Consider the following 19,727-nt stretch of genomic DNA (forward strand, 5'->3'; position numbering starts at 1 on the left):
CAATCTTATGTTTATTTAGTATAGTAAAGAAGGTGAGAGTATGGCAATAAAAATCATTGCGGATAGTGCAAGCGACTTACCAAAAGAACTAATTACAGAGAAGAATATTGAACTCCTGCCTCTCAAGGTTTTATTTGGGGAAACTGAATACGACGATATGGTAACAATCGATTCTACTTCGGTTTATGAGGCGATGCGCGAAGGACAGGTGGTCAAAACATCACAAGCATCTCCAAGCCAGATGAAAGAGGTTTTCACAAATCTCGCGAAAAATGGTGATGCAGCCATTTACATTGCCTTTTCGTCTGAACTATCGGGAACCTACCAAACAGCTGTTTTAATGCAAAATGAGGTGTTGGAAGATTATCCAGAGTTGGATTTAACGATAATAAATTCAAAATGCGCTTCCCTAGGTTTAGGACTAGTGATAAAACATGCTGTGGAACTAGTGGAAAATGGAGCTTCTAAAGAAGAGATAATTGAAGCCATTCGCTACGACATTACACACATGGAGCATGTATTTACAGTAGATAATCTAGAATATTTGGCACGTGGTGGTCGCGTCAGTAAAGCTTCCGCATTTGTTGGAGGTTTATTAAATATCAAGCCTCTTCTACATATGGAGGATGGAAAACTAATTCCACTAGAAAAAATACGAGGCCGAAAAAAAGTATTGCGGCGTATGGTGGAAGTTATGAAAGAAAGAAACGGTTTTTCTGCCGCTAATCAAAGAGTTGGTATTAGTCATGGGGATGATTTGGAAACAGCAATCGCCCTTCAAGAAATGATACAAGAATCATCAGATTGCAGCAATTTTACCATCACTAATATTGGTTCTGCAGTGGGAGCTCATGCTGGCCCTGGAACTATCGCTCTCTTCTTCCTAAATGACCAAAAAGCTTAATTGTAGGTATACCGATTGCAGCCATCGATACACATAGTAAGATGATTTTGGGACATCCTATTCCTATCAGGTTTTGAAAGGAGTAAGAGCATGCCACATACTAGTGATAACGACAAAAAGGCCAAGGATAATAACGCCAAACTTCATGAAAAAAACATGGAACGAGAAAAGAATCGACAAAAAGGCGAACGTCAATATTCCAAAAAAACCGATCATCTGTAACAATAAGAAGTGCCGCGCTAATCATCCAGCACGGCTCTTTTTACTTTTTCGGTCCTATTAAGAGTCTTGTTCCTCTTTTTTTATATAAGTCCAGCCATCCTTTTGTGTTATTAATCCTTCCTTTAAAAGTCTCCCTAAAGCCCGTTTGAAGGCAGCTTTGCTTATAAAGAAGGTTTCTTTAATATCTTCTGGTGCACTTTTATCGCTAAAAGGCATAGCTCCGCCTCTTGATTCTAAATACTCCAATATGACCTTTGAATCATCGTCCATGGCATCTTGTTTGCGAGGTAATAAAGAAACATTTATGGTACCATCCTCTTTTACATCAATGATTCTGCCTTCTACTACCTCACCTAATTTTGGTTCTTCTTTTCGCTCGGAGTTGTGAATAAATCCAACATACCCTTCATTTGTTATCATATAACTGCCGACCTTTAATAGTCGGTAAACTGTTCCTTGGATATTTTGATTTAGAATAGCATCTGGTGCTTTCACGGAACGGTCAAGCATCACATCCTGAGAAGCGAGTTTACCTATCAACTTTCCACGTCGATCAGTTTTGATGCGACAGAATAATAGGGATCCCACATCCGGCCATACATCTTCATAAACTGGCAGGTCCTCTGCAGGAATTAAGGCATCCTTAGCAATCCCAATATTAATAAACACACCAAGACCATGTAAAACTTCTACTACTTCCATCCATTCATGACCATCTAAGCCCTTTGGTACAGTCATGGTAGCGGTAATTCTGCTTTTATTATCAGAGTAAAGAAAGACCTCCACATTTTCATCTACCTCTAAATCCCTTGTTGCCTCGTTTTTATGAAGAAGGATTGTATCTTCCCCATCAGTAAGCATATATCCAAGCGGTGTTTCTCTATCCACGGTTAACTCTAATACTTTTCCTGTTTCCATTGCCAACTTTACCATTCCTTTTCATTCGTTGTTTTTATGTAGGCTGTGTTAAACTTCGCTGTTGATTTACGATGTAAAGGCACAGCGCTCGCTCGCCCCTAGCTCTAGCTATCCTGATTTTTTCTTTAACAGAGCCTTTATATAAGATAATTTATTCTTATTTTATTTTTCTTACTATCTCCATTAAAACACACTAACTCTTCTAGAGCATCTTTCCTCCAGATTTGTGGCTGACATAAAGTTTACCTAATTTTCATTCTGTTGTCCAAAAGGGTATCTTCTACTATAATTAATACTAGAAAACTTTATTGAGCATTACCTATTATACTAATAAGTGGAGGGATTACCAATGGCAAAAGAAAGCTCCTTTGATATTGTATCCAAAGTTGATTTATCAGAAGTTTCAAATGCTATTAACGTTGCCTTAAAAGAAATACAAAACCGCTTTGATTTTAAAGGATCGGTTAGTGATATTAAATTGGAAAAAGAAGAATTAGTGCTACTTTCTGACAGTGAATTTAAGCTAGACCAAGTAAAAGATGTACTAGTGAGCAAATTGATAAAAAGAAATGTCCCTACTAAAAACATCCAGTATGGGAAAATCGAAGAAGCCTCAAAAGGTGCCGTTCGGCAACGTGGAACACTTGTCCAAGGCATCGATAAAGATAACACCAAAAAAATTAATACAATCATTAAAAATGCAGGACTAAAAGTAAAAACACAAATTCAAGATGACCAAGTTCGTGTTACAGGTAAAAACCGTGATGATCTTCAACAGGTAATCGCTGCCTTAAGAGCCGCTGATTTGGATATAGATCTTCAATTCGTAAATTACCGCTAATCTTATACAAAATGCCAAGCACTTATCTATGTGTGCCTGGCATTTTGTATTTTATGTAACTTCATTTCACAAAATTGCCCATAATGTACTCATCCGAGTAGGAACCATCTTCAAACTTAATGTGCTTTTCTTTTTTCCCCTCAATATTAAAACCAAGCTTTTGGTACAAATGAATAGCCCGCTCATTATGAGAAAAAACTTCTAAACTTACTTTCTCTATAGAAGAATCTTCCTTGGCCCAGTTCAGTAAGATTTCAATCATCCTTTTTCCTATTCCTCTATTACAATAGGATTCTTGTATGCTTATGCCAAAATGGCAGATATGCTGAACCCTCTTTCTGGAACCTCTTTGAGCATTTAACATACCAATCACATTATGACCTTTTACTGCAACCAAAACCAAATTGTTCTTTGATTTGTTCTCATTCAACCAATGAATCTCGTCTTCTACAGTAATGGTGAATTCCTCAGGAGTTGATAGTAGATTATTACTTTCCGAAAATGCGATTTTACTGTGCTTTATAATTAGTGGTGCATCTTCAGTTAGAGCCTCGCGAATAATTATATCAGACAAGGTTCCTACCCCATTTCTTATTTAATGAGCTATTTCTAGGATAAATTATAAGCTTTTTTCCAATAATACGAAAGATTATTGGAGGTGCTTTTATGAAAAATCAACCAAAACAAACATTACCACCACAACATCAAAACCAACAACCTGGCTTAGAGGATCAGATGACTCCTAAACCGCAATCCGAAAGCCCAAATTATAAGGGCAGCGGAAAACTCAAAGATAAGGTAGCAATTATCACTGGAGGAGATAGTGGTATTGGAAGAGCAGTTGCTATCCTCTTTGCAAAGGAGGGGGCAGATGTAGTAATCTCCTACCTTAACGAACATGCTGATGCAAAGGAAACAAAAAAACAGGTTGAACAAGAAGGTAGAAAATGCCACTTGATTTCAGGAGATATTGGCCAAGAAACTGTTTGCAAAGAACTGGTGAAAGAATGTATAACTCATTTCAACAAACTCGACATTCTCATTAATAATGCAGCTGAACAACACCCACAGGAAAGCATAGAGGATATAACAATGGAACAGCTCGAAAAAACGTTCCGCACAAATGTATTTTCTTTTTTCCACTTAACTAAGGCAGCACTACCTTTTCTTAAAGGAGGAAGTACGATTATTAACACAGCTTCCATCACCGCTTATGAAGGAAATGAACAGCTATTAGATTACTCTGCAACGAAAGGGGCGATTGTAACCTTTACACGATCCCTTTCCAAGCAGCTAGTAGGAAAAGGCATCAGAGTCAATGGAGTAGCGCCTGGCCCAATATGGACTCCTTTGATTCCATCTACCTTCTCAAGCCAGAAGGTAGCTAGCTTTGGTTCCAACACACCCATGAAGCGGCCAGGTCAACCTGAAGAAGTAGCACCTTGTTATGTATTCCTAGCAAGTGATGATTCCACCTATATAACTGGGCAAATGCTTCATGTTAATGGTGGTACTATTGTGAATGGTTAGTTAATAATGTGTGTCCCCACTGTTGGAGATTAGGGGGTACCATCGAACATAACGTCATCGCATATCAAGTGCCACCCCCTGTGGATTGGAGTGGCACCTGATAGATTTTTGCGGTTGTTGCGGTAGATGGAGGCTCACGCACCGCCCCTTGGTAAGCGATCACCTGAAACGTTTGAGTTGCGCCCTGCTTACTTCAGGAAAGCAATAAGTGTAAGGCTCCTTTTAGTAGGAATGTTGTTGCAAAACCATAAAAAATCGGCTAGATGGTTTCCAGTGAGTCTATTAATGTGAATAGTGAGTACTTTTTTCTTTAATGCATCAGGTAAAGATAGCAACGTGTGCATATTTACGACTTTTTATAGAGATTTAACATTTCGAGATAACACAATTTCCGGAAATATGCAGGGTATTTCGCTCTTTCGTACCACTTCTCGAGATTTGCGCACGGAACTTAGGATTTGCGTACCACTTCTCTTGATTTGCGCACGAAACTTACGATTTGCATACCACTTCATGATTTGCGCATGAAACTTACGATTTGAGTACCACTTCAAGATTTGCGCACGTAACCTACGATTTGCGCACCACTTCAAGATTTACGTACGGAACCGACCATGCTCCCTTATATATAAACTAGTGTTCTTCTAAACGTAAGGTATCAGGCAATTAACCTGCTGCATAATCATTTTCCAGAAAAACAAAAAAAAGCCAGCCTCCATCAAGAGACTAGCTTTTAACTACAACAGCTTCAAATTCCTTACAAGTATGACGCTTCACCATGCTATGCGGAATTATAATTCTTTTCGTAGGTTCTGTTGGATCTTTTATCATCTGAGTTAACGTTTTAGCAGCTTGAAAACCTAATTGAAAGATATTAATGTCCACTGACGTGAGCGGTGGACGAGCAACCTCTGCAAGTAGAACATTATTAAAGCTTACGATAGACATTTGATCTGGTACAACGATACCTATATCATGCAAGGTATTTAAAATACCTAAGGCCATTAAATCATCTGCTACCACCAGGGCTGTTGGAGGTTCGCTCAATGACAAGAGCTCTGATACAGCTTCCTGGCCACCTTCTTTTAAAAATTCTTCGTGAATAATATATTCATCTTTATATGGAACTCCCGCTGTACGGAGGGCGTTTTCATAGCCCAGAAGACGGTCAATCGTAACAACCAATTGGATACTTCCGCCGACAAATGCCACTCTTTTATGACCCAATCCAAGTAAATGCTCTGTAGCTTCTTTTGCTGCACGATAGTTATCATTATCTACATGCGTAATCTCTTCCACATTTTCGTAAGGTTTTCCAATAACAACAAATGGAAAACTTTCTTTTTGGAGATATTTAATTATTTTATCATCTACCGCGGAATACAAAAGAATAATTCCATCTACTCTGCGGCCTTGTACCATTTGCATAACACCTTCTAAGATCTCTCGTTCCGTTTCCCCTGTGGACATTTGAAGTGCATACTGCTTTTCATGGGCAGCTGTACTAATTCCCCTTAACACTTCAGGAAAGAACGGATTTTGAAATGTTTTATCTGCTGAAGCCGGCATTACCAGTCCAATTACCTGGGTAGACTGATTGGCTAAACTTCGAGCGATAAAGTTCGGATGATATCCTAGCTCTTCCATTGCTTCTCTTACACGTTTTTTTGTTCTCTCACTGATGCGTGAACTATTCGCGATAACGCGAGAAACTGTGGAAGGTGCAACATTCGCTATTTTAGCAACATCCTTAATTGTAACTGCCATGCACCTTTCCCCCTCCCCCAATAAATTACATTGTAAACGGATACAATAAATTTGAGGAAATCCCCATTATAGAAGATTCCGTCTACCTTTTATTTTTTCTTTTTATTTTTTTGTTTCTTAAGACAACTGCTACAACGAACGCTACAAATCCACCATAAATCAACGCCATTGCACCCACAAAGGGAACATTAATACCTGAGTCTTCACTTACGGTATAGATTTCTGCCATTTCACGATCGAGTGCAACCTTATAGGTTCCATCAGTGTTTCTTACAAGTTCATCACTTAGTGTTCCACGTAATTCAAGATCTTCCCCAATCAGTTCTACATCTATTGGAGCAACCTGCGTTCCGCTTGTATTATTAATAGCAATAATAGTCGTTTCTTCTTCATACTCACGCTTAATGACTGCCATTCCTTTATTCTCATAAATCATTTCATAAGATCCATGAGTTAAACTAGGCATGCTTTTTCTTAGTTCCCCAAGTTTTGTTATATAATCAATTATCTCTGTATCTGCACGGAAATTCATATCTCTTCTATTATCCGGATCTGCTCCGCCATCTAAAGCAATCTCTGTTCCATAATATACAATTGGAATTCCAGGTGCTGTATACAAATAAGTTAATGCCAATTTCATTCTTGTTGGAGGGTGCTGCTTTTTCTCCAGAACCACTCTCGTAAAACGTTCTACATCATGGTTGTCCAGGAATGTCCCTAACACATAAGGATTGTCATAGAAATTCTGGTTATGTGCCCATACCGTGTCTAAACGGCCCAATGATTGATCCGGTGCGGAAAATACACGCGTCAATTCATTGTATGTTGGAAAATCAACCAGCGAATCTATACCAGTATCCTGATATTGAGCAACATACTCTGGATTATCGTCCCATACTTCACCAATCAGAAAGAAATCTTCTTTAACAGATTTCACTTCCTCCGTAAATTCCGTCCAGAATTCTTTAGGAACATGCTTAACGGTATCTAGTCGGTATCCATCAATATTCGTTTCTTCTATCCACCATTTTGCCATATCGAGAAGATAGGTGCGTACCTCAGGATTCTCATGATTTAAGTCAGGTAAGCCATATATCCAGCCGTTTTCTACCTGTTCTTGGTTATTCCAATCCCTGATTCCCTCGTTAGGATGAAACCAATCAGATTTCTCATTTTCCTCCAACCAGGCATGTTGATATCCGGTATGATTTACAACCAGATCCACAATAACTTTCATGTCTCGTTTATGGGCTTCCTCGACCAGCTCTTTGAACTCTTCTATGGTTCCAAAGTGCTCTTCTACATCATAGAAGTCTTCCGTCCAATACCCGTGATATCCTTTTTCTTCATTTTTCACTATAGGTGTAAGCCATAAAGCAGTGAAACCCATCTCTTGAATATAATCTAGCTTATCAATAATTCCCCGAAAATCACCACCGTGGTAAGCTTTCGGATCATCACGATCAACTTCAAAGTCATTTGATGTGTCACCGTTACTAAAGCGGTCAATCATTATAAAATAGATCATCTCATCTTGCCATGCGTGTTCTTCTTTTTCAGCTTTTACAGGTTGTGTGAACCATGCAGAAAAAAGAAGAAACGGAACGAGAATGAGCCCCATCACTCTTTTCATCAATTCCGCTTCCCTCCTTTAAATCGTTTTTATAATACTAGCTGTTTGTTTCAAAAGAAACATTGCTTTCCCTAAACGATTATATACTATTATTAACCTTTTGTACCACCCGCCGTTAAGCCGGCAATTAAATAACGTTGTAAGAATAAGAACATCAATGCTATTGGAATGGCAATAAGAATCGAACCTGCCGCAAAACGAGTAAAGTTATTGGCAAACTGATCGCTTATAAAGTTAAACAAACCAAGAGCAAGCGTAAACTTCTCAGGACTTCTCAATATAATCCTCGGTAAAAGGAAATCCGTAAATGGTGCCATAAAGTTGAAAAGAGCTACAACAGCTAAGATTGGTTTTGCAAGCGGAAGCATGATTCTAAAGAATACGCCAAAGTGTCCAGCTCCGTCCATACGTGCTGCTTCATCTAATTCTTTAGGAATGGTATCAAAATACCCTTTAACTAACCAAGCATTAAATGGTATTTGTCCACCAATATAAACTAAAGTTAGTCCGATTAAGCTATCATCTAACCCAATCATGTTTAATAGAATATAGATTGCAACCATCGCCATTAGTGCAGGGAACATCTGAAGAAGTAAAAATGCATACAACCCATAAGTTCTTCCACGGAAACGATAGCGTGAGAATGCATATGCTACAAATGATGTTACGACTACAGAAAAGAATGAATTCGCAACAGCTACCATCACACTATTTTTGTACCAAAGAAGATAATCACTTTGGGGTGAGGTAAATAACCATTTGTAATGCACAAGTGACCAGTTTTCAGGAATCATACTAGCCGAGTAAAGACTTGTACCTGGATTAAGTGATAAACCGATAGTCCAAAGCAACGGGTAGGCAATAATGATGAACATGAACCCGATGAATAAATAAATCAAGGAAACCTCTAATTTAGATTTTGTTTTATTGTTCATTAAATATTACCCTCCTCTTTGAACGAACGAGTGCGACGGAACTGGAAGAAGGCAAATCCTGCAACAATTAAGCCCAAGAGAATGGAAATCGCAGCAGCCATATTATAGTTATTCGTCTCGAACGTTAATTTATAAACCCAAGAGATAAGGATGTCCGATCCACCAGCATTTTGGCCACGAACCGCTGGACCACCTTGGTTGAATAAATAGATGATGTTAAAGTTATTAAAGTTTCCAGCATACTGCATTATCAATAAAGGTGCAGTTGCAAAAAGAATGTGTGGCAGGGTAATGAAACGGAATTTTTGAAAACGAGTCCCACCATCTACGTCTGCTGCTTCATACCAGTCTTTTGATATGCTTTGAAGTACTCCTGTAAATAGTGCAAACACAAACGGAAACCCGAGCCATGTTTGAATCATAATAATTGCGATCTTAGTATAGAATGGATCTGTTAACCATGGTAGTGCCATGCCAATCGTTCCTAAAATATCACGGTTAATTGCTCCAAAGCGATCATTAAACATTGCAGCAAAAATTAAGATAGTTACGAAGGCTGGTACAGCCCAAGGTAAAATTAATATCGTACGAATAAAGCGTTTATATTTAACACGGGGGTCGTTAACAATTAAAGCTAAAAATAATCCTAAAGCAATTTGGGCAGTGGTTGCCACAACTGTCCAAACGATTGTCCAAGCAAAAACACTAAGAAAAGTTGACTTCCAAAGTGGAATCGATACCAGATTGGTAAAGTTATCAAATCCAACCCAGCTCAATAAATTTCTTGGTGGTGAATTATAAAGATTATAATCCGTAAAAGCTAATGAAACCATGAAGAATAATGGTAATACTACGATGAAAATTAACATGATCAGTCCAGGAATAACCATAAAATACGGAAATCCTGTATCATAGAAATTCTTTAGCGCTTCTCTTACAGAAGGCTTTTTTATACCATTCTTTATATCAATAGCATTATTTTTTGCATCAATAGCATTTAAGTAATAAAGTGCAGCAGCGAAAATGGTAATTATAATGGATATTAAACCTTGTATTAATAAGAAGATGGAATGGTCTTCTCTAGGTATTTCACCTAAAGTGAATATCCCCCAATAACCTATGTTAAGGAAGTTCCAGAATGTAATTAAAAATGCTGCTTCAATAATGATAAATGTAATACCTTTCGCATATCTGCGGTTATATAGTTGCCCTAACCCTGCAAAAATTATGGAAAGGATCATGGCTAAGGTTGGGTTATGATTCCGCATTTTGGATGTTGCTGTCTCAGACATAGCAGATCCTCCTTCTTAAAGAATAATAGTGGATAGATAAGCTTGGAGCTTTATCTATCCACCAAATCTAGTCGTTAGTTATTATTGAGCTCCACTTGCTTGAATATTATCTTCGATCTGCTGAACAGCTTCAGATAATACTTCTCCAACATCATCACCACTTGCGATAAATTGAAGCGCACTTCCCATTGGATCCCAAACTTGTTGCATTTGAGGAATGTTTGGCATAGGCTCACCATATTGAGTTTGCTCTGCAAAGGCACCGATTAATTCATCGTTTGCAATTTCATCACTGTCAAGTGCTTCTTGTAATGCAGGCATTTCTCCAGCAGCACTGTAGTATTTCATTGCATTATCATAGTTAGTTGTAAACTTCATTAAGTCAATTGCCCATTCTTGATTTTCAGAATAAGAGCTAAGCATCCAAGTTTTAACACCTACGAATGATTTTGGTACATCACCATTGTCAAGTGTAGGTAGAGTTGCAGTACCTAGACTGTCTCCTAATGCTTCTTTGTAAGTTGGAATATTCCAAGGACCTGTGATTACAGATGCTACTTTACCATCTGTGAATAATCCGTTCATGATGTCACCGTTGATTTCTTTTGGAATATAACCATTAGTGAACCATGATTGTACTAATTCTCCACCTTCAACTGCTCCTTCGTTTGCAAGACCGATATCACTAGCATCAAAACCAGTACCATCGTTATTGAAAACATATCCTCCATTACCTGCGAAGAAAGGATAGATGAAATAGAAGTTAGTTGCTTCCATTAAGAAACCATATTTATCTTGACCTTGATCTGTTTGCTCTTCAGCAACTGTCATAAGACCTTCCATTGTAGCCACTTCTTCAGCAGATACTAGATCTTTGTTATAGAATAAACCATAAGTTTCGATTACATGCGGTACTCCGTATGTTTCTCCTTCAAAAGTAACAGCATCGATTGAAGCTTGTCCATATAGATTTGCATCTTCTCCTAAGTCGATTGGATCAGCTAAACCTTGAAGTACGATATCACCAATACGATCATGCGGTTGGAAGAAAACATCCGGACCTTTTCCAGATGGTCCATCAAGTGCTAATACTTCGATTTGATCTAGCATAGAAATTCCAGTAGCTTCCACTTCAATTCCAGTTTCTTCTGTATAAGCTGCGAAAATTTCTTCTAAAGCTGCTTTTTGTTCTTCTTGATCATTTACCCAAACTGTAAGCTTATCAGGTTTTTCTGCACCTTCAGTTGTTGTTCCTTCACCTTCGTTGTTGTTATTAGCGTTACCAGCGCCATTATTAGTCTCACGTTGTGGACCACAAGCAGCTAATACACCTAACGTTAAAACGGCAACCATTAACATTACTATAAATTTTTTCATTTTGACCCCTCCGTCATTAAAGTCTATCTCTTACTAAAATGCACAAACGTTTGCATTATCATGTAAGCGAAATCATTTAGCGCTTACATTTAGAGTGAAAACGATTGCACAACTCACACTTTTTATTATACATGTTATCGCCCAATTGACAACCTGTTTTTTGAAATTAATTATAACTTTATAGAAATCATCGCGTTCTTCCACTTATTCTAGTAATTACTGCTTGCCAAATCTAGGTTTCTACTAATTATATATATTTTTTTATTTGTGCTTATTTTCATCGTCTTATTCCTTTCTTTATCCTTTTGCTTATTATTGACATCCTTTTCAATTTGACATACCCTTATGGTGAATAAAATGGCAATGAAACTATTTCAACCATTTTTTTCTTATAAAAAATGCAAGCGATTGCATATAGGAGAGGTTGAATATAATGCTAAAAGAAGCAATCTATCATCGCCCAAAGAACAACTTTGCCTACGCTTACAATGAATCTACACTGCACATTCGGTTACAAACTAAAAAGGATGACGTGGAAAAAGTTGAATTAATTCATGGTGATCCTTATGTATGGGAAGATGGCCAATGGGTTTCATCTAAGAAACCTATGGAGAAAACCGGTTCTGATGAGCTATTTGATTATTGGCTGGCTGAAGTAAGTCCCGAGTTCAGAAGATTACGTTATGGATTTTCACTCTCCTCAAACGATGAAAATTTAACTTTTATTGAAAAAGGCTTTTATAAAGAAGAACCAAAAGATTGCGGTCTTTATTTTTGCTTCCCTTTTTTGAATAATGCTGACGTATTCCGCGCCCCCGAGTGGGCTAAAGATACAGTATGGTATCAAATCTTTCCTGAACGTTTCGGAAATGGTAATAAAGCGAATGATCCAGAAGGCGCTTTACCTTGGGGGAGCACAGAACCTACCACAACGAACCTTTTCGGTGGGGATTTTGAAGGAGTAATTGAACACATCGATTATCTGGTGGACCTAGGAATTACAGGAATTTATTTTACCCCTATCTTCAAAGCTCGTTCTAATCACAAATACGACACAATTGATTATATGGAAATTGACCCACAGTTTGGTGACAAAGAAACGTTTAAAAAATTGGTAGAGGTTTGCCATGAACGTGGAATAAAAGTAATGCTTGATGCTGTATTTAATCATAGTGGATATTATTGGGCCCCTTTTCAGGACGTTCTTAAAAACGGGGAAGCATCCAAATATAAAGATTGGTTCCACATTTGGGATTATCCTGTACAAACAAAACCAAAACCAAATTATGACGCTTTTGCATTTGTGTCGGATATGCCAAAATTAAATACTGAAAATCAAGAACTAAAAGACTACTTATTAGAAGTTGGTCGTTATTGGGTACGAGAATTCAATATTGATGGCTGGAGACTTGATGTTGCAAATGAAGTAGATCACCAGTTCTGGAGAGATTTTAGAAAGGCAGTTAAATCTGAAAAAGAGGATGTCTATATTTTGGGAGAAATATGGCACGATTCCATGCCTTGGCTACAAGGGGATCAATTCGATGCAGTCATGAACTACCCTTTCACAACAGCAACTTTAGACTATTTGGCTAAAAGCAAAACCAAGGCACAGGACTTCGCGAATTCCATAACTAAAGTATTGAATTCTTATCCTGTAAACGTAAATGAAGTAGCATTTAACCTTTTAGGAAGTCATGACACTCCACGTATCTTAACCATTTGCGAGGAAGACAAAAATAAATTGAAACTATTATTCCTATTTCAACTTTCCTTTATTGGTGCACCATGCATCTATTACGGAGACGAAATTAGTATGACTGGCGACCAGGATCCAGGTTGTCGAAAATGTATGGTGTGGGAGAAAGATAAACAAGATCAAGATATGTTTGGTTTTGTACAGAAGCTAATTAAACTTCGAAAAGAAAGACCAGCTTTCGGAAACCATGGAAGTATTCGTTTTGTTGAAGCGAACAATGAAACCAATCATGTTATGTATGAAAAGACTTCTGGAGAAGAAACTATTTTATTCATAGTAAACAATAGTGATCAAGAGTTGGTTGTCACCCTGCCTGAGGGAATTAAAGGAAAAGTTATACAAGATATCTGGAACGAGAAGGAATTCGCTGCAGAGGCAGATACTTTGCAAGCGAAATTGCCTGCATACGGTTTTCAGATTATTTCTTATTAAGTCGCTTCCCAGTAAACAGCTTGGGTAATACTGTGTAACGTAGATAAACAATAACCGCTAAGATCTAAATAGATCTTAGCGGTTATTGTTGTTGAATTAGTTTACATAAGCTACTTCATTTCCGTTGCACCAATCGTCTGTATTCTATAGGAGTTGTACCTTCTACCTTTTTAAACAATTTTGAAAAATATGTAACATCTTCAATCCCTACTTCTTGTGAGACACTTGAAATTTTGTATTCTGTTTCCACTAGCAATCTTTTGGCTTGAAGAAGGCGGTAGTGCGTTAAATATTGAATTGGGCTGATACCGATCGTCTTCTGCATGCATCGAGTAATATAATCAGGATGAAAATTCAACGCTTCTTTTAACCAGGTCATACTGATAGGCTTTCGGAAATTCTCTTGAATCATTTTCATTGCAAGCTCGCATACCTTTTCTGTCGCACTTGGAATGGAAAAGGCTTCTTTTTGAAGTTGCAGAAAAAACTCCGAAAAGTAAATTTGTTGCTTCAAATAGTCATCCGGGACGTGAGCCTCTCCCTCCCTTATGCTTAACATATTTTCAAGCTGTTGCTCGACAATCTCTCTCCTTTTCACTACTCCCCATTGTGGGATGTGAAAAAGATAATGACCTGGTTCGATAAATGTAGGCTCTTTTTTATAAACAAAGGACCAATCCAATTCTTTTGCAGACACAATCTGATACTTATTTTCTGGAATAACAAAGTGCAACCAAAAGTAAACCGTGTCCTCCTCACACCCCTTATATCCTAAATGCCTTTTCCCTGGAACCAAAATGACATATTGCCCCTCTTTCACCTCAAATTTTTCTTCATCCTCTTGTATATACAGCGTCCCTCTTTTTACATATAACAAATCAAATACGGTAAACACTCTGGAAAAATGGCTTTCCCCCTTTAAAAAGGTAAATTCTCCACCAGCAATAAAAGTCGGGAAAGGTGGTACCGAAAGCGCTATCATTGACATTCTTTACACCTCTAGTCGTAATAATCCAAAAATCATCGTAATCATCTCTTTCTATTATAATAAATTCGGTATAAACTATAAATTGTTTTATGTCGGAATTGTAGAAACCAAGCAAGGGAGGTACCACTATGAAAGAAGTAAGCACAAAAAAAATAACTCTCTTTGCCTTAACATGGCCTATTTTTATAGAAGTATTATTACACATGCTAATGGGAAATGCAGATATTCTAATGCTCAGTCAGTATTCTGATGACTCCGTAGCGGCAGTCGGTGTGGCAAATCAACTATTATTTATGCTTATTGTAATGTTCGGGTTTATTGCAACAGGTACGTCGATTCTAGTAGCTCAATACTTGGGAGCTAACAATAGAAACATAGCGGCAGAAGTAACAGTCGTCTCTCTTGCTGCAAACCTGCTATTTAGTATCATTATCAGTATCGTCGTTTTTCTCTTTAGTTCAAAGTTACTATTATTAATGAATCTTCCCATTGAATTATTATCAGAAGCGGACTCATACTTAAAAATTGTTGGTGTATTCTCTTTCGTTCAAGCACTAGTTATTACGATGGGAGCAACCATCAGAAGCTATGGTTTTACGAGGGATGCTATGTATGTCACAATCGGCATGAATATTCTTAACGTAATTGGAAATTATTTATTTATTTTCGGTCCGTTCGGTATACCGGTTCTCGGAGTAGATGGAGTCGCAATATCTACTGTAACAAGTCGTGCGCTTGGGTTAATCGCAATCACTGTCCTTCTATTTAGAAGAATTGATGAAACACTTCCTTTCAAGAAGTTATTTACCTTACCGGTTGAACATGTAAAAAATTTATTAAAAATCGGTATCCCTTCAGCTGGTGAGCATTTGTCTTATAACACTTCACAAATAGTTATTACCTTTTTTATCGTTATGATGGGGACAGAAGCCCTCACCACTAAAGTTTATGCACAAAGCTTAATGATGTTTATTTTCCTTTTTGCTGTCGCAATTGGTCAAGGCACACAAATTATGATTGGTCATCAAATAGGAGCACGCCAAATAGAAGATGCCTATAAAAGGTGCATCAAAAGTTTAAAACTCGCTATTTTAATTTCTATTTTGACCGCCATCCCGTTTGCGATTTTTTCTGATACACTTTTAGGTATATTTACCACAAACCCTGACATTATCGCTCTAGGAGGTACATTAATTCTCCTGACCATCATCTTAGAGCCGGGGCGATCCTTTAATTTAGTTGTAATCAGCTCGCTGCGTGCTGCCGGGGATGTGAAATTCCCAGTATATATCGGAATATTGTCTATGTGGGGAGTCAGTGTAACGTTATCCTATATTTTAGGCATCCATTTTGGATTAGGATTAATCGGTGTCTGGATTGCCATGATCATGGACGAATGGCTGAGAGGCCTTATTATGTTAAGGCGCTGGAGATCAAAAGTATGGGTTAATAAATCTTTCGTAAACACAAAACCAGCGAAATCTGCATCTTAGGAAAAAGCTGTTTTCTCCATTGATTAGATTTACAAATGAAAACCGCTCTGATAATAAAAATTCAGAGCGGTTTTTTTATGTATTTTTAAAAAACAAGTCTCCATATCTACAGTATTATCTTCCTTCCATCGCAAATCAAAGAAATATGCAAATAATATATTCCCTTAATGCAACCATCACTATTATTAATTTCCCATTGTATTGTAAGAATTCCTTACAAACATGTAAACGTTTTCTCGGAATTTTTTGAATATTCGTATTGCATCTTAGATCAAAATGCCATATGATAATAAACATACCACAAGATGTTAGGAAATATAACATCAATTAAAAGGAGAGATTGAAATGAAAAAGGTAGAAGCAATCATTCGACCAGAAACTTTTCGTACCCTTCGTGAACGGTTAGAAGAAGTAGGAATTAATGGCTTAACGGTCTCCGAAGTAGCCGGTTGCGGACAACAAAAAGGACAGCAAGGTGTTTTTAGAGGCAATACTTTCGAAATCAGATTACTACCTAAAGTAAAAGTGGAAATGGTAGTGGAATCTGAATTTGTGGATGAAATTGTCCAAATTATTCAAGAAACCTGCAGTAGCAATACTGTAGGCGACGGTAAGATCTTCATTTATCCTATTGAAAATGCCATTCGTATCCGTACAGGCGAGACTGGAAAATTAGCAATCGTTTAAAAACAAGGAAAGGGTGATAATTATGATAAAGAAAATTGGCTTATTATCGACAGGCGGATTATTACTTGGATCTACCGCACACGCACAAGCACCTACAGTGGAAGCATTGAGCGTATCCATGGATATGGTATGGATCATGATTGGGGCGTTATTAGTATTTTTTATGCATGCAGGATTTGCTATGGTAGAGTCAGGGTTCACACGATCTAAAAACTCCCTGAACATCCTTATGAAGAACTTTTTAACCATTTCCATCGGTTCGGTTCTATATTTAATTGTAGGATATGCCATTATGTTTGGCTCTTCTGCTGGTGGATTCCTCGGTACTGAAGGATTTATGCTATCAGGTCATGAAGGAGAACTTGGATTCTTTGTATTCCAAGCTATGTTTGCTGCAACTTGTGCAACTATTATCTCTGGGGCGGTTGCTGAACGTATTAAACTTAGCAGCTATATATTATTGACAGTAGCGATGACCGCTTTCATTTACCCTGTTGTGGGCCATTGGGTCTGGGGTGGCGGTTGGTTAGCAACACTTGGATTCACAGATTTCGCTGGTTCTACTGTTGTTCACTTAACTGGTGCTTTAGGAGCAGTGGTTGCAGTGAAGTTCTTAGGGGCTCGGATAGGTAAATATGCTAATGGAAAAGTAAATGTTATATCAGGTCACAATATCCCACTTGGTGCATTAGGTGTATTTATCCTATGGTTTGGCTGGTTTGGTTTTAATGGAGGTAGTACATTGGCAGCAGATCCAGAGTTAATACCTCACGTAATCACAACTACATTACTTTCTGCATCTGCCGGGGTTATAGCATCTGCGTTCTACTCACAACTCCGCTATAAAAGAATTGATGCATCACTTACCCTGAACGGCGCATTAGCTGGTCTGGTGGGTATTACAGCTGGAACAGGAGACGTATCTCCAATCGGTGCTATTATTATCGGACTAATCGCTGGCGTTATACTAGTGGAGGCAGTTTCCTTTATTGATAGAAAGTTAAAGTTAGATGACCCAGTTGGCGCGATTGCCGTACATGGTGTTTGCGGAATTTGGGGAACACTCGCTGTTGGTTTGTTTTCCACATCCACAGGATTATTTTACGGTGAAGGTATTAGCCAACTAGGTATTCAAGCTCTTGGAGTTGTTGCCGTTATCGCTTGGACGGTCCTTACAGTAGGAAGTTTTCTTTACTTAGTAACTCGTTTCAGCAGCATTCGTGTGACAAAGGAAGAAGAAATTGCCGGACTGGATTTTGCAGAGCACGGTTCATCCGCCTACGAACTAAGAGAATCCCTCTATTCTGATAATAGCTCTACCCCTGAATTCGGCACAGGACTTGTTCATCGACTAGATAGTATTGGCCGTAAACCTAAACCAAAAGCCAAAGAAGTTTAAAACCAATAGAAAAAGCGGTCCATTACTTATTGGATCGCTTTTTTATATGTACAAAACCTATACAAACATTCAACCCAAATGCTATAATTTCTCATGGAGGTGAATCAGATGCAAGTTAGCAAATGGGAACGAAGTATTTATCGTTTTTTTATCTTTTGGTACATATGTGGGGTCATATTATTAACCTTCGATCTACTTCCACCTTGGTTAGAGTGGGCAAATGTTGTTTTTCTTATTACTTCAGGTTCCCTTGGAGCAATTTACTTAATAAAAAATTATTATCGAATAGGTATAGCAGCAGCATTATTTATCTTTTTTGTTTCTATGGCCGCAGAGCATTTTGGAGTAAAGTACGGAATTTTATTTGGTGATTATTATTATAATGCCTATTTTGGGCCAAAACTGTTTGAAGTACCAATCACCATCGGGTTCGCCTGGATAATGGTTATTGCAACTTCTCATGTTATGGCTGTGAGGATTTTTCCTAATTCATCTATTTTGATCAAATCTTTGACAGCTGCAGGGGCCACAGTGATTCTGGACTTAATTATCGACCCTGTTTCTTTTATTGCAAAAGAATATTGGATTTGGACTGGCGAGAGTTTTTACTATGATATTCCTTTGTACAACTTTTTTAGTTGGTTTGCTTTAGCCTTGGTTTTTCATCTTCTTTTATTTCACTTTACTAAGGGAATGGTGTCTAACGAGAATACCTATTGGGAAAAGAATATGTATGTCCTATATGGCTTAATGATAGCCATGTTCTGTGTTATTGCACTTTCTGTTAATCTTTTCCTAGCATTCTTTGCTACCATAGTTCCGACGCTGCTACTTTATATTGGCACTTTTAAGCATAAGGAGTTTTTTAATGATTCCAGCAAAAAAAAGCAAAGCATTTGAATTCTTTTTTGATCAGTTTAATAAACGTTTTTTATCATTTCAATTTAAAGGGATCTATTGGGCAACAGAAACAAATATCGTAACGCTCCCCTCCACCTCTGCTCTATTTATTGCTAATCATAGTACATGGTGGGATCCACTTGTTATTTTTCACTTAAATAGACATATTATCAAGCAAGAAAGCTATTGTATGATGCATGAAAAAGGAATAAAAGAATATCCTTTTTTTCGTAAAATTGGTGCATTCTCTGTAAATCGTCAAAACCCAAAGGATATTGTTCAATCGATTAATTATGCCAAAGAAAAGTTAAAGGATGGGAAAGCATTATGGTTGTTTCCTCAAGGAGATGAACATCATCTTGAAACCAGGCCGCTCGCTTTTCTTCCTGGCGCGATACATATCGTTAAAAACAGTGATATTCCCATTGTTCCTGTTGGATTATATTACACTTTTGGAAATGAGCGGAAGCCCGAAATTTATATAAAAATAGGAAAACCACTCGTTTCAGCTGAATTAAAAGGCTCTCTTGTAAAGGAAAAAAATCTTGAACTGGAATCACATTTCACCTTTCTTCTAGACAGCTTAAAACAGGAAGTTATCACCAAGAGTCTAGATCAATATAAAAATATACTATAGGTTTGGAGGGAGC

General features: G+C 37.7%; 18 protein-coding genes. 10 read left to right on the forward strand and 8 right to left on the reverse strand.

Features of this window, described 5'->3' with window-relative positions; all coding sequences use genetic code 11:
• Positions 1–40 precede the first annotated feature (40 nt).
• Together K9B36_RS04075 and K9B36_RS04080 are read left to right on the forward strand one after the other, a co-directional pair.
• Entirely contained in the window at positions 41–904 is an 864-nt protein-coding gene (locus K9B36_RS04075) for a DegV family protein (RefSeq protein ID WP_223700715.1), read from the forward strand.
• Positions 905–994: 90 nt separating this feature from the next.
• Positions 995–1,126, forward strand: a complete 132-nt coding sequence (locus K9B36_RS04080) for a DUF3941 domain-containing protein (RefSeq protein WP_223700716.1) — start codon at positions 995–997, stop codon at positions 1,124–1,126.
• 57 nt (positions 1,127–1,183) lie between these two features.
• On the opposite strand, the gene K9B36_RS04085 is transcribed toward K9B36_RS04080, so the two are convergent.
• On the reverse strand, positions 1,184–2,044 hold the full coding sequence (locus tag K9B36_RS04085; protein WP_223700992.1) for a CvfB family protein: 861 nt from the start codon (positions 2,042–2,044) through the stop codon (positions 1,184–1,186).
• 349 nt (positions 2,045–2,393) lie between these two features.
• Between K9B36_RS04085 and K9B36_RS04090 the strand changes: the two genes are divergently transcribed.
• Positions 2,394–2,885, forward strand: a complete 492-nt coding sequence (locus tag K9B36_RS04090) for a YajQ family cyclic di-GMP-binding protein (protein ID WP_223700717.1) — start codon at positions 2,394–2,396, stop codon at positions 2,883–2,885.
• 61 nt (positions 2,886–2,946) lie between these two features.
• Here K9B36_RS04090 and K9B36_RS04095 read toward each other — a convergent pair whose 3' ends face one another.
• Positions 2,947–3,459, reverse strand: coding sequence for a GNAT family N-acetyltransferase (locus tag K9B36_RS04095; protein WP_223700718.1), 513 nt, complete (start codon positions 3,457–3,459; stop codon positions 2,947–2,949).
• 92 nt (positions 3,460–3,551) lie between these two features.
• On the opposite strand from K9B36_RS04095, the gene K9B36_RS04100 reads away from it, so the two are divergent.
• A complete protein-coding gene (locus K9B36_RS04100) occupies positions 3,552–4,415 on the forward strand; it encodes an SDR family oxidoreductase (protein ID WP_223700719.1) in 864 nt (287 codons plus the stop codon).
• 726 nt (positions 4,416–5,141) lie between these two features.
• On the opposite strand, the gene K9B36_RS04105 is transcribed toward K9B36_RS04100, so the two are convergent.
• From K9B36_RS04105 to K9B36_RS04125, 5 genes are all read right to left on the reverse strand, one after another.
• The gene (locus tag K9B36_RS04105; protein WP_223700720.1) at positions 5,142–6,182 is read right to left on the reverse strand and encodes a LacI family DNA-binding transcriptional regulator; all 1,041 of its coding nucleotides are present in this window, start codon (positions 6,180–6,182) and stop codon (positions 5,142–5,144) included.
• An 82-nt stretch (positions 6,183–6,264) separates the two neighbouring features.
• On the reverse strand, positions 6,265–7,815 hold the full coding sequence (locus K9B36_RS04110; protein WP_223700993.1) for an alpha-amylase family glycosyl hydrolase: 1,551 nt from the start codon (positions 7,813–7,815) through the stop codon (positions 6,265–6,267).
• A 92-nt stretch (positions 7,816–7,907) separates the two neighbouring features.
• The gene (locus tag K9B36_RS04115; protein ID WP_223700721.1) at positions 7,908–8,750 is read right to left on the reverse strand and encodes a sugar ABC transporter permease; all 843 of its coding nucleotides are present in this window, start codon (positions 8,748–8,750) and stop codon (positions 7,908–7,910) included.
• Positions 8,750–10,042, reverse strand: a complete 1,293-nt coding sequence (locus K9B36_RS04120) for a sugar ABC transporter permease (RefSeq protein ID WP_223700722.1) — start codon at positions 10,040–10,042, stop codon at positions 8,750–8,752. The genes K9B36_RS04115 and K9B36_RS04120 overlap by 1 nt, the downstream gene beginning before the upstream one ends.
• Positions 10,043–10,123: 81 nt before the next feature.
• Complete coding sequence (locus K9B36_RS04125) at positions 10,124–11,419, reverse strand: sugar ABC transporter substrate-binding protein (RefSeq protein WP_223700723.1); 1,296 nt, start codon at positions 11,417–11,419, stop codon at positions 10,124–10,126.
• 433 nt (positions 11,420–11,852) lie between these two features.
• Between K9B36_RS04125 and K9B36_RS04130 the strand changes: the two genes are divergently transcribed.
• Complete coding sequence (locus K9B36_RS04130; protein WP_223700724.1) at positions 11,853–13,610, forward strand: alpha-glycosidase; 1,758 nt, start codon at positions 11,853–11,855, stop codon at positions 13,608–13,610.
• A gap of 115 nt (positions 13,611–13,725) precedes the next feature.
• Here the strand turns inward: K9B36_RS04130 and K9B36_RS04135 are convergent, their stop codons facing one another.
• Positions 13,726–14,598 carry a helix-turn-helix domain-containing protein gene (locus tag K9B36_RS04135; RefSeq protein WP_223700725.1) on the reverse strand — a complete coding sequence of 291 codons (873 nt, stop codon included), beginning with the start codon at positions 14,596–14,598 and terminating at the stop codon, positions 13,726–13,728.
• A 128-nt stretch (positions 14,599–14,726) separates the two neighbouring features.
• On the opposite strand from K9B36_RS04135, the gene K9B36_RS04140 reads away from it, so the two are divergent.
• From K9B36_RS04140 to K9B36_RS04160, 5 genes are all read left to right on the forward strand, one after another.
• Positions 14,727–16,091 carry an MATE family efflux transporter gene (locus tag K9B36_RS04140; RefSeq protein WP_223700726.1) on the forward strand — a complete coding sequence of 455 codons (1,365 nt, stop codon included), beginning with the start codon at positions 14,727–14,729 and terminating at the stop codon, positions 16,089–16,091.
• Positions 16,092–16,436: 345 nt separating this feature from the next.
• Positions 16,437–16,778: a P-II family nitrogen regulator gene (locus K9B36_RS04145; protein WP_223700727.1), complete on the forward strand. Its 342-nt coding sequence runs from the start codon at positions 16,437–16,439 to the stop codon at positions 16,776–16,778.
• 22 nt (positions 16,779–16,800) lie between these two features.
• The gene (locus tag K9B36_RS04150) at positions 16,801–18,177 is read left to right on the forward strand and encodes an ammonium transporter (protein ID WP_223700728.1); all 1,377 of its coding nucleotides are present in this window, start codon (positions 16,801–16,803) and stop codon (positions 18,175–18,177) included.
• Between the two features lie 108 nt (positions 18,178–18,285).
• Positions 18,286–19,077: a carotenoid biosynthesis protein gene (locus K9B36_RS04155; protein WP_223700729.1), complete on the forward strand. Its 792-nt coding sequence runs from the start codon at positions 18,286–18,288 to the stop codon at positions 19,075–19,077.
• Complete coding sequence (locus K9B36_RS04160) at positions 19,046–19,714, forward strand: lysophospholipid acyltransferase family protein (RefSeq protein WP_223700730.1); 669 nt, start codon at positions 19,046–19,048, stop codon at positions 19,712–19,714. Before K9B36_RS04155 ends, K9B36_RS04160 begins: the two co-directional genes overlap by 32 nt.
• The last annotated feature ends 13 nt before the right edge of the window (positions 19,715–19,727 follow it).

The organism is Sutcliffiella deserti (assembly GCF_020037475.1).
Classification (GTDB): Bacteria; Bacillota; Bacilli; order Bacillales; family Bacillaceae_I; genus Sutcliffiella_A; species Sutcliffiella_A deserti.